The organism is Sphingomonas bacterium (assembly GCF_903643035.1).
Lineage (GTDB): Bacteria > Pseudomonadota > Alphaproteobacteria > Sphingomonadales > Sphingomonadaceae > Sphingomonas.
Map to the genome: position 1 here is coordinate 1 of NZ_CAHJWW010000076.1, position 10,936 is coordinate 10,936.

Here is a 10,936-nt window from a genome sequence, read left to right on the forward strand (position 1 = left end):
CGCGGGCGACGAGCGCGACTGCTCCGGGCTCATGTAGCGCGGCGAGCCGAGGACCGCGCCCGTCGCCGCGCACAGGATCGTCGCCACTCCCGCCAGGAGCCACCGGTCGACCGGCGCTGCGGCCGGTGCTGCGGCCGGTGCTGCGGCCAGTGCTGCGGCCGGCGCGGAACCGGCGGCGACATGCTCGGCGGCGGTGAGGCGGACATGCTCCATCCGACCGCCCTGCGCCCCGCCCGGTAAACGCCGCGTTGCCGCCCCGCCCTGCCTGAATGGCCCGTCCTGCCTGAATGGTTAGTCAAATCGAAAGCCTTGACCCCTACCCCTTTGATCCATGCGAGAAGGATCACGGGCATGAGCGCGTTCGGACGGCGCAGTGGGGGGAATGGCCCGGCGTCGGGCCGGCCCTCGTTCGGGATCGCCCGGCCGATGCAGGGCGGCGGGCATCGTCCCGACGGCGACGGCGCGGGCGGCGACCAGTTTCCGCCGCTCGACCCCGCAAGCCTGGTCGCGGACGCGGAACTCGCCGGCACGATGCCGGGTGTCCAGATGGACGCGATGCAGCGGCTGGCCGACCGCCAGAACGCGAGCGGCGACGCCGGCAACAGCCGCGTCGAGGGCTTCGAGGCCAGCGTCCACAAGATCAAGGAACAGGTCCTCCCCCGCCTGCTCGAACGCGTCGATCCCGAGGCGGCGGCGACGCTGGGCAAGGACGACCTGGCCGAGGAGTTCCGCCCGATCATCGGCGAGGTGCTCGCCGAGCTGAAGCTCACCCTCAACCGCCGAGAACAGTTCGCGCTGGAGAAGGTGCTGGTCGACGAGCTGCTGGGGCTGGGGCCTCTGGAGGAGCTGCTCGCCGATCCGACGATCAGCGACATCATGGTCAACGGTCCCGACCAGACCTACATCGAGCAGAAGGGCAAGCTGGTCATCGCGCCCATCCAGTTCCGCGACGAGGAACACCTGTTCCAGATCGCGCAGCGGATCTGCAACTCGGTCGGCCGGCGGGTCGACCAGACGACGCCGCTTGCCGACGCGCGGCTGAAGGACGGGTCCCGCGTCAACGTCATCGTGCCGCCGCTCAGCTTGCGCGGCACCGCCATCTCGATCCGCAAGTTCTCCGCCAAGCCGATCACGCTCGACATGATGGCGGGCTTTGGCAGCATGTCGCCGAAGATGGCCACCGCGCTGAAGATCGCGGGCGCGTGCCGGTTCAACTGCGTCATCTCGGGCGGCACCGGATCGGGCAAGACGACGATGCTGAACGCGCTGTCCAAGATGATCGACCCTGGCGAGCGCGTGCTGACGATCGAGGACGCGGCCGAACTGCGCCTGCAACAGCCGCACTGGCTGCCGCTGGAGACGCGGCCCGCGAACCTGGAAGGTCAGGGCGAGATCAGCATCCGCGACCTCGTCAAGAACGCGCTGCGCATGCGGCCCGACCGGATCATCCTGGGCGAGATCCGCGGTTCCGAGTGCTTCGACATGCTCGCCGCCATGAACACCGGCCATGACGGATCGATGTGCACGCTCCACGCCAACTCCCCACGCGAGGCGCTGGCGCGGATGGAGAACATGGTGATGATGTCGGACATCAAGGTGCCCAAGGAAGCGATCAGCCGCCAGATCGCCGACTCGGTCGAGCTCATCATCCAGGTCAAGCGCCTGCGCGACGGATCCAGGCGGGTCACCGACGTGACGGAGGTGATCGGCATGGAAGGCCCGGTGATCGTCACGCAACAGTTGTTCAAGTTCGAATATCTGGACGAGAGCGCCGACGGCAAGATCATCGGCGAATACCGCTCCATGGGGCTGCGCCCCTACACGCTGGAAAAGGCGAAGCAGTTCGGGTTCGACCAGGCATATCTGGAGGCGTGCCTTTAGGGCGGCTTCCGATCGGCTCGCGTCATCGGCACCGGGTCGAAGGCGCCCCGGCGCGCAAGCGGGCACGGCCGCGATGACGCCGCGGTCGACGGGAGGTGCAAGGTCCCGATCGCCCGCGACGAAAGCGACCTCACCGTCCGCATCGGGGTCGCCGCCGCGACCGTGCGTCGGTGCGGCCCGCCCTGGAACGGCCGTGTCGCGAAACGGCTGTTGACAGGAAATCGAAACCGCTACATATGATTACTTGTTCATGTGTTGGTGAGCGATGACGTCGGATCAGAGTAGCGAGCTTGCCGAGCTGTTTCGGCTGCTGGGTGAGCCGAACCGGCTTCGGCTGGTCGTGGCCTGCCTCGGCGGTCCCCGGACCGTCGGCGAGCTGACGGAGCAGGTGGGGGTCAGCCAGTCGCTGGTCTCGCATCATCTCCGCCTGCTCCGGGCGGCGCGACTGTTGCGGCAGAAGCGGCAAGGCAAGAATGTCCTGTACGATCTGCCCGACTGTCACGTCTCGGCGATGCTGACGAACATGATGGAACACGTCGTCGAGCCCGACGACGCGCATAATGAGGAATGATACCATGACCGTTACCGTCGATATGGTGAAGTGCGCCTGCGCCGATTGCGTCTGCGTCGTCAGCACCAAGAATGCGATCGAGGCCGATGGCCGCATGTTCTGCGGCGACAAGTGCGCGACGCACCACGCGGGCAATGTCGGCTGCGATCACGCCGGTTGCACCTGCCACGGCTGATCCGCCGGAGTGGCGGACAGCGTCCGCCACTCCTGACCGGTAAACGCCGTACGAGATTGCACCGATTGGCCCGACAGATCGTGTCGATGACAAAAATGGTGCACCCGACTGGATTCGAACCAGTGGCCTCTGCCTTCGGAGGGCAGCGCTCTATCCAGCTGAGCTACGGGTGCTGACACAACATTGTTAGCAGGCCGGACCCGGCTTCGCTAGTGGCTCTGCACCCCTTGCGGCCAGAACCATGGCGCGTCCGGAACCGCGGCGCGGCTATCGGTGCGGCGCCTATCGGTGCGGCAGGATCACCGGCTGGAACTTGGCGAGGCCGCAACTCGCTCCCCGACTGAGTGGGGCCTCGTGCAGGACGGTGATGATGTCGGTGGAGCACAGCTCGCTCAGCGACGTCTCATAGGCGAAGCGTTGCTCGAACCCCAGCTCCGGGCAGTCCTGCGGCAGCACGACGCGATAGGCGCGATGGTTGCCGGTGACGAAGTCGATCACCCGGTCGCTGCGCACGACGCTCTCGCGGAGCAGCGCGATCGACACGCAATTGCGGGCCGGACCGTCCGGGACCGCCACGGGTATGCGATCCCTGTCCCGCCCCGCTCCGCCGCCCGAGGCGGCGATGGCGGCGCCGGCCATCAGGCCGAGCGCGGCGGGAACCAGCAGCGTCATGCGCATCGATCGATCACTCCCTTGCCGGCGCCGGACCCGCCGCGATGGTCGTCGCCTTGGTGGCCGGCGCCGGCGTCTGGGGTCTGAACGCGCAAAGGTCCGCGACGATGCATCGCCAGCATTCCGGCGTCCGCGCCTTGCACACATATCGTCCGTGCAGGATCAGCCAGTGATGCGCATGAAGGCGGAACGGCTGGGGCGTCACCCGGTCCAGCACCAGTTCCACCGCCAGCGGCGTCTTGCCGGGCGCGAGGCCGGTGCGGTTGCCGACACGGAAGATGTGCGTGTCGACCGCGAACGTCTCCGCCCCGAAAGCGACGTTCATCACCACATTGGCGGTCTTGCGGCCCACGCCGGGCAGCGTCTCCAGCACGTCGCGATCCGCGGGCACCAAGCCTGCGTGCCGCTCGACCAGCAGGCGCGACAGCGCGATGACGTTCCTGGCCTTGGCGTTGAACAGCCCGATCGACTTGATATGGTCCTTCAGTGCCGCCTCGCCCAGCGCGACCATCTGCGCCGGCGTCGTCACCTCCTCGAAGAGCAGGCGGGTCGCGCGGTTGACGCCCACGTCGGTCGCCTGCGCCGACAGCACGACCGCGACGAGCAGCGTATAGGGATTGATCGACTGAAGCTCGGTCTCGGGATGCGGGTTGGCGGCCGACAGGCGCGCATAGAACGGAACGATGTCGGCCTCGTTCATGGGCAAGCCTCCGCGGTCAGAGCCCGAGCACCTCTATCATCGAATAGCGTCCCGGCGGTCGTCCCGCGAGCCACCTCGCCGCCCGGATCGCCCCGCGCGCGAAGATCACGCGCCCGTCGCCGCGATGGCCGAGCTCCAGCCGCTCGCCATCGCCGGCGAACACCACCTGATGATCGCCCACCACCGATCCGCCACGCAGCGAGGCGAAGCCGATCGTCCCCTCGGTCCGCGCACCGGAAAGGCCCGCGCGGCTGTCCACCCGGACCTCCCCCAGCGCGGTGCCGCGTCCGGCCGCGACGGACTCGCCGAGAAGGAGCGCGGTTCCCGAGGGCGCGTCGACCTTGTGGCGGTGATGGAACTCGACGATCTCGACATCCCACTCGGCGCCGAGACGGGCCGCCGCCTCGCGTACCAGCAACGACAGCAAGGTGACGCCGAGCGAGGTATTGCCGGTCTGCAGCACGGCGACGTCGCGCGTGGCGGCCTCGATCGCGGCGTGGTGCGCACGGGTGAGGCCGGTGGTGCCGATCAGGATCGGCGTGCCCGCAGCTCGCGCGGCGGCGAGATTGGCCTCCATCGCGCTCGGTGTCGAGAAGTCGACCAGCACGTCCGCCATCCTTGCGAGCGGAGCGGGATCGTCGCCGGCGTCCGCGCCGCCCGCCAGCGCGATGCCCTCGTCCGCCAGCATCAGCGTGATCGCCTGGCCCATGCGGCCGGCACTGCCGTACAGGCCGATCGCGATGGCGTTCGCCTGTGACCCCGGCGAGGGAGGAGGGGAGACCGGATCGGCGAGAGACGACATCGCAAACTCCTGCCACACTTGGCTGGCGACCGCAGCCGGCGTTTGCGCGCCCGATGCTCCACGTCAACTCGCAAACGTGAGCAGCCGCAGCCGGGATCGCCGTACCCGGACATGAAAAGAGGTTGCCGGGCACCTTCCGGCGACCCGACAACCTCCAGACATGGTCAGCGGCCGGAGAGCTCCAGCCCGAGAAACCATGCGCGGCCAGTGACTAGCCGCGAGTCCCCCGAACGAACTTAATCCGACCCACTGCTGAACCATGAGACATCGGATCACCTCCTTTCGCTTGTTGATGGCACATGCCGCCGTCTCCGGCGACATCGAGTAATGTGAGTCATGGCGACGGCCGGCGCAAGCGGAGAATCGGCCTGATGCGACGAACCGCGGGTTTCAGCGGATTTCAGGCGCGGCAATCCTCCACGACCCGCTCGACCTCGGCCCAGGCGGGCAGGACCAGCGGCGGCAGACCCGCCTGTTCGACGACGAACCGTCCGCGGCTGAAACCGATCGCGTCGAGGAGCGGGTCGCCGGCCGACAGCGTGACCCTGGCGCGGTCGGGCGGACCGCCGCCCCTGTCGGCGGCCACGACGCGCGTCAGGCTGGACGTGCGGACGGTGAAGGCGCCGCCGGACAGGTCGGGGCCGGACAGGTCGGGCCGCTCCAGCCGGACCCTCCGGTCGATGCCGCATTCGATCGCGAACGCCCGCTCGTCCCCGCGCCCGAACGTGGCGCGCGAACCGGCCGTGGTCCGCTCGTACCGCCAGTCGCCCGGCGTCTGCGCCCAGTCACGCCAGTCGGCCGGGAGCGCCGGGGCGGCAATCGCGGGCGGCGGCGGAGCGACGACGCGGACGGGCGGCGCTGCGATCACGGACGAGGGTGGTGGCGGGCCGACGCAGCTGGCGGCGAGCGACAGGACGGCCAGCGCCGCGAGGATGGAGGTGATGCGCACGACCCCGCTATGCCCGCCCGCCGCGGCCCGCTCAACCGCGCGGCGCACGGAACCGCCGATACGCTCGACCGGTTCACCAGCCGACAGGAGAAACCCATGACCGACATCGCCAAGGCTCCCACTCTGCTGCTCGTGCAGGCCAATCTCGCCGGTACGTTGAAGGTGGAGAGCCGCGATGGCGATCATGTCGGCGCGGTCCATGCCATGATGGTCCACAAGACATCGGGCCAGGTCACCTATTCGGTTCTCAGCCTCGGCGGCTTTCTGGGCATGGGCAAGAGCTTCTATCCCGTGCCCTTTCCGCTGCTCCAATACGACCCGGTGCGCGACGGATACGTCGTCACGATCGACAAGCGCGTGCTGGAAGGCGGGCCGAGCTGGGCCAACAACGCGCCGACGTTCGACCAGTCCTATGCCGATCGCGTCGCAAGCTATTACGGGGCGGCGAAGACGGATGTCGCCGGCGATTGATCGCGGATCGCCCCCTTTCCTGAACGATCGTGACGGACGCCGAGCCGTCACGCCGCCTGACATCGCGACGAGCCACGTCGGCGCGGATCATCGCCCGCCCCCGCGCTTTCCCATCCGCGCCTGCTGCTGCTTGCCGTAGCGGGTCTTGCGGGTGCCGGGCTTGCCCTCGTTGCTGCGGCCCATCACCGGCGCCTTCTGCTGATCGACCGGCACGCCCAGTTCCTCATTCTCCAGGTTCCTTATCTCGTCGCGCAGGCGTCCCGCTTCCTCGAACTCCAGGTCGGACGCGGCCTTGCGCATCTGCTTCTCCAGGTCCTCGATGTAGCCACGCAGGTTGTGGCCGACCATATGCGGGCGGTCCTCGTCAATGGGCACCGTCACCTGGTCGCCCGATGCGACGTGCGCGATGATGTCGCCGATCTGGCGGCGGATCGTCGTCGGCGTGATCCCGTGCTCGACGTTGTACGCCTCCTGCTTCTCCCGCCGGCGCGACGTCTCGTTCATCGCCCGCTCCATCGAGCCGGTGATGCGGTCGGCGTACAGGATCACGCGCCCGTCAACGTTGCGCGCCGCGCGGCCGATGGTCTGGATCAGCGACGTCTCGGAGCGCAGGAACCCCTCCTTGTCCGCGTCCAGGATCGCCACCAGCCCGCATTCGGGGATGTCGAGCCCCTCGCGCAGCAGGTTGATGCCGATCAGCACGTCGTACACACCCAGGCGCAGGTCGCGGATCAGTTCGATGCGCTCCAGCGTCTCGACGTCGGAGTGCATGTAGCGGACGCGGATGCCCGCCTCGTGCATATACTCGGTCAGGTCCTCCGCCATCCGCTTGGTCAGCGTGGTGACGAGGGTGCGGAAGCCGAGCTCGGCGGTCTTCCTCGCCTCGACGATCAGGTCCTGCACCTGCTCCTCGACCGGCTTGATCTCGATCGGCGGGTCGATGAGGCCGGTGGGGCGGATCACCTGCTCGGCGAAGACGCCGCCCGCCTGCTCCATCTCCCACCCGCCCGGCGTCGCGGAGACGGACACGGTCTGCGGGCGCATCGCGTCCCACTCGTTGAAACGCAGCGGCCGGTTGTCGATGCACGACGGCAGGCGGAAGCCGTATTCGGCGAGCGTGATCTTGCGGCGGTGGTCGCCCTTGGCCATCGCGCCGATCTGCGGCACCGTCTGGTGGCTCTCGTCGACGAACAGCAGCGCGTTCTCGGGCAGGTATTCGAACAGCGTCGGCGGCGGCTCGCCGGGCAGGCGACCGGTCAGGAACCGGCTGTAGTTCTCGATCCCGTTGCAGCTGCCCGTGGCGGCGATCATCTCCAGGTCGAAGTTGGTGCGCTGCTCCAGCCGCTGGTGCTCGATCAGCTTGCCCTCCGCCTCCATCTCCTTCAATCGCTCGGTCAGCTCGTGGCGGATCGCCTCGGTCGCCTGCTTCATCGTCGGGCCGGGCGTGACGTAGTGGCTGTTCGCGTAGACGCGGATGCTGTTCAGGCTGGCGATCTTCGCGCCCGTGAGGGGATCGAACTCGGTGATCGACTCGATCTCCTCGCCGAAGAAGCTGATCCGCCACGCCGCATCGTCGTAGTGGGAGGGGAACAGCTCCAATGTATCGCCCTTCACGCGGAAGTTGCCGCGCTGGAAGGCGGCGTCGTTGCGTTTGTATTGCAGCGCGACGAGCTTGCGGACGATCTCGCGCTGGTCGACGCTCATCCCCTTCTTCAGGTCGAAGATCATCGCCGAATAGGTCTCGACCGAGCCGATGCCGTAGATGCACGACACCGACGCGACGATGATGACGTCGTCGCGCTCCAGCAGCGATCGGGTGGCTGAGTGGCGCATCCGGTCGATCGCCTCGTTCACCGAGGACTCCTTCTCGATGTACGTGTCCGACCGCGGCACGTACGCCTCGGGCTGGTAGTAATCGTAGTAGCTGACGAAATACTCGACCGCGTTGTCGGGGAAGAACGACTTGAACTCGCCGTAGAGCTGCGCCGCCAGGATCTTGTTGGGCGCGAGGATCAGCGCGGGGCGCTGCAGCGCCTCGATCACCTTGGCCATGGTGAAGGTCTTGCCCGATCCCGTCACGCCCAGCAGCACCTGGTCCTTCTCGCCCGCCAGTGCGGAGTCGACCAGCTCGCGGATCGCGGTCGGCTGGTCGCCCGAGGGAGTGTATTCGCTGACGAGCGTGAAGGCCTTGCCGCCCTCCACCTTCTGCGGCCGCTGCGGACGGTGGGGAACGAACGACTCGCCGGTCTCGGGCTCGGCGAGGCTGGTGCGGATGGCGATGGTCATGGCCGGAATATGGTCGTGCGCATGCGCGACGCCAAGGCGGGAAAGGTCAGCCGAACTCCCCAGCCGCGAACCGTTCCTGCATCGAACGAGGGGGGGGATAGACGATCGGCTTGTCGCCGAAGCGTGCCTTGACGGCGGCCAGCATGCGCTCCTCGGTGCCTTCGAGGAGTTCGACATCATAATTGAATGCCGCCTTGAACTGTTCGCCGTCAATATCGAGCGCGAAAGCACCGATCGGGCGAGGGTCAGCCAAGTAGTTCATTTCAAACAGAAGGTCCGTCAATGGCCTGGTTTTAAGCCATGATAAATGATCTCCAACGTCCTGAAACAGATCAGGCCCGATGACACCCGGCGCAAACTCGACATACAGGAAATATTTTCCCAAGTTTATTTCACCGATCTTTACCGTCGTAGCCGCAATATCATTGACGATCTCATGCAGAGGGCGGTCTGTCATTTACTGCTCCTGTTTCTGAAAACCTCAATCTTGCTGCTACCACCAACGGTATAGGTGACTTCAAGCCGATATGGCCGTCTAGAAGGCGAACTGTATTCCGGGATAATCGTGACGTGAACACGTTTTCCTTGACGATCCAGCCTGTCCCATTCGTGTTCCAGCTTTGCGTAACTACTCTTGTTGAAGTTTTCGTCTTGCGCAAAATGATTGAATGCGTCCGTAGGTCCATTGAACCGCCGTGCGATATAGTGACCTCCCTGATCCGTCGGCAGCCGGTCCGGCAGTCCCGCTGCGGCTTGCACCTTTCGATCCCGGCCCTGGTTCTTGCCACGGGTAATCGTGCCGTCGATGAGGCGCGTATTTCCTGCCGGGTCTATGGTGTAATCATAGCCGTTGCGTGTCTCGACGTGCGTTCCAGGCCCGAACATCTCCTGGCCGATGGTCGGATGCTGACCAATTGGCGGCAGATTACCGCCATGCGCGCCCATGTACATCATGTAGGCCGTGCCGTCCCTGACAGCTTGCCGGCTCGCGTCCAACGACGCCTGACTCGGTATTTTCAGCGTGCCGCCAGCCCTGATCTGATCGCCGGACAAGCCGTTCAGCCACTCGAGATCGCTGGGCGTCAAATCGGTGCGCATCGCCGCAATCTTGGTCAGCGTGTCGCCTTTCTGGACCGTATAGATTTCCTGATTTTCGGGATTTTGAACACTGTTGGCCCAGACGCGCGCTTTGCGTGCGCGATCATCGGCTGCAATCCGCGGATCCTCCCGTCCCGTCTGCCGGGTTGAAGTCTTCGGCGGCCGGCTCATGCCCGCGCTGCCGCCCTCCCCGAACGTGAACCGCCCGTCCTTTGGGTCGTGGTGGGGATTGAACTTGACCTCGCGCGCACCCCAGCGCGGGTCTGCCAGTATCAACCGTCCCGTTCGCCGCCAGTGCCCGAAGCTGAAGCCTTTTCCCGTAGCCTGTCCGGCCCTCATCGCCGCTCTCCCGCTCAAAGGAGAGGGTAACGCCAGACGAAATCCTATTTTGCAAGATCGCGTCGGCGACCTGCGACGACGTCACGCGCATCAACGCTTATGGGCGCGGACATGGAGAACGGCGGCCCGATGCCGCTCCGCACCATGCCGCCGCGCCACCAGTCCGTTTCGTGCCGACGCGAGGCGATCCCGCGCCCCCTTCGCCTACAGCTTCTCGGTCAGCTCCGGCACCAGCTTGAACAGGTCGCCGACCAAGCCGACGTCCGCCACCTGGAAGATCGGCGCGTCGGCGTCCTTGTTGATGGCGATGATGACCTTGCTGTCCTTCATGCCCGCCAGATGCTGGATCGCGCCCGAGATGCCGACCGCGACATAGACCTCCGGCGCGACGATCTTGCCGGTCTGGCCGACCTGATAGTCGTTGGGGACGAACCCTGCGTCCACCGCCGCGCGGCTCGCGCCGACGCCGGCGCCCAGCTTGTCGGCCAGCGGCTCGATCAGCTCGCGGAACTTCTCGCCCGATCCCAGCGCGCGGCCGCCCGACACGATGATCTTCGCACTGGAAAGCTCGGGACGCACCGACCTTGCGATCTCCGCGCCCTCGAAGGTGGAAAGCCCCTTGTCGCCCGTCGACGCCACCGCCTCGATCGTGCCCGAGCCGCCCTCGGCCGCGGCCTTCTCGAACGCCGTCGTGCGGACCGTCAGCACGAGCTTCGCGTCCGACGACCGGACCGTCGCGATGGCGTTGCCGGCATAGATCGGGCGCGTGAACGTGTCCGGTCCCTCGACGGACAGGATATCGCTGATCTGCATCACGTCGAGCAGCGCCGCGACGCGCGGCGCGATGTTCTTCGCGCTGGTGGTCGACGGCGCGACGAAGGCGTCGTGATGGCCCATCAGCTGGACGACCAGCGGCGCGACGTTCTCGGCCAGCGCGTGCGCGAAGGCGGGGTCGTCGGCGACGTGGACCTTGCCGACGCCGGCGATCCCCG

Annotated in this window: 13 protein-coding genes and 1 tRNA gene; 4 read left to right on the plus strand and 10 right to left on the minus strand. The window is 66.8% G+C overall.

Annotated elements, in window-relative coordinates:
• The coding region (locus HUV01_RS06735) for a hypothetical protein (protein ID WP_217430938.1) at positions 1–213 on the minus strand (213 nt) is incomplete at its 3' end.
• Between the two features lie 138 nt (positions 214–351).
• Here HUV01_RS06735 and HUV01_RS06740 point away from each other — a divergent pair.
• The 3 genes from HUV01_RS06740 (at position 352) to HUV01_RS06750 (ending at position 2,627) form a co-directional block, all read left to right on the plus strand.
• Entirely contained in the window at positions 352–1,881 is a 1,530-nt protein-coding gene (locus tag HUV01_RS06740) for a CpaF family protein (RefSeq protein ID WP_174297534.1), read from the plus strand.
• A gap of 265 nt (positions 1,882–2,146) precedes the next feature.
• Entirely contained in the window at positions 2,147–2,452 is a 306-nt protein-coding gene (locus HUV01_RS06745; RefSeq protein WP_174297535.1) for an ArsR/SmtB family transcription factor, read from the plus strand.
• Between the two features lie 4 nt (positions 2,453–2,456).
• Positions 2,457–2,627 (plus strand): metallothionein, encoded by a 171-nt coding sequence (locus HUV01_RS06750; protein WP_174297536.1) that lies wholly within the window; start codon positions 2,457–2,459, stop codon positions 2,625–2,627.
• 96 nt (positions 2,628–2,723) lie between these two features.
• Here HUV01_RS06750 and HUV01_RS06755 read toward each other — a convergent pair.
• From HUV01_RS06755 to HUV01_RS06775, 5 genes are all read right to left on the minus strand, one after another.
• A tRNA-Arg gene (locus HUV01_RS06755) sits at positions 2,724–2,800 on the minus strand.
• A 109-nt stretch (positions 2,801–2,909) separates the two neighbouring features.
• Positions 2,910–3,299 carry a hypothetical protein gene (locus HUV01_RS06760; RefSeq protein WP_254606436.1) on the minus strand — a complete coding sequence of 130 codons (390 nt, stop codon included), beginning with the start codon at positions 3,297–3,299 and terminating at the stop codon, positions 2,910–2,912.
• A 13-nt stretch (positions 3,300–3,312) separates the two neighbouring features.
• Positions 3,313–3,999 (minus strand): endonuclease III, encoded by a 687-nt coding sequence (gene nth / locus HUV01_RS06765; RefSeq protein WP_174297538.1) that lies wholly within the window; start codon positions 3,997–3,999, stop codon positions 3,313–3,315.
• 16 nt (positions 4,000–4,015) lie between these two features.
• Positions 4,016–4,801 (minus strand): 4-hydroxy-tetrahydrodipicolinate reductase, encoded by a 786-nt coding sequence (dapB, locus tag HUV01_RS06770; RefSeq protein WP_174297539.1) that lies wholly within the window; start codon positions 4,799–4,801, stop codon positions 4,016–4,018.
• A 400-nt stretch (positions 4,802–5,201) separates the two neighbouring features.
• Positions 5,202–5,750: a hypothetical protein gene (locus HUV01_RS06775; protein WP_174297540.1), complete on the minus strand. Its 549-nt coding sequence runs from the start codon at positions 5,748–5,750 to the stop codon at positions 5,202–5,204.
• 96 nt (positions 5,751–5,846) lie between these two features.
• Between HUV01_RS06775 and HUV01_RS06780 the strand changes: the two genes are divergently transcribed.
• On the plus strand, positions 5,847–6,221 hold the full coding sequence (locus tag HUV01_RS06780) for a PRC-barrel domain-containing protein (RefSeq protein ID WP_174297545.1): 375 nt from the start codon (positions 5,847–5,849) through the stop codon (positions 6,219–6,221).
• Between the two features lie 87 nt (positions 6,222–6,308).
• Here HUV01_RS06780 and uvrB read toward each other — a convergent pair whose 3' ends face one another.
• The 4 genes from uvrB to HUV01_RS06800 form a co-directional block, all read right to left on the minus strand.
• Complete coding sequence (uvrB, locus tag HUV01_RS06785) at positions 6,309–8,507, minus strand: excinuclease ABC subunit UvrB (RefSeq protein ID WP_174297541.1); 2,199 nt, start codon at positions 8,505–8,507, stop codon at positions 6,309–6,311.
• Between the two features lie 46 nt (positions 8,508–8,553).
• Positions 8,554–8,964 (minus strand): hypothetical protein, encoded by a 411-nt coding sequence (locus HUV01_RS06790; RefSeq protein WP_174297542.1) that lies wholly within the window; start codon positions 8,962–8,964, stop codon positions 8,554–8,556.
• Positions 8,961–9,944, minus strand: a complete 984-nt coding sequence (locus tag HUV01_RS06795; protein ID WP_174297543.1) for a DNA/RNA non-specific endonuclease — start codon at positions 9,942–9,944, stop codon at positions 8,961–8,963. Before HUV01_RS06795 ends, HUV01_RS06790 begins: the two co-directional genes overlap by 4 nt.
• Positions 9,945–10,148: 204 nt before the next feature.
• On the minus strand, positions 10,149–10,936 hold a 788-nt coding region (locus tag HUV01_RS06800; RefSeq protein WP_174297544.1), incomplete at its 5' end, for an electron transfer flavoprotein subunit alpha/FixB family protein.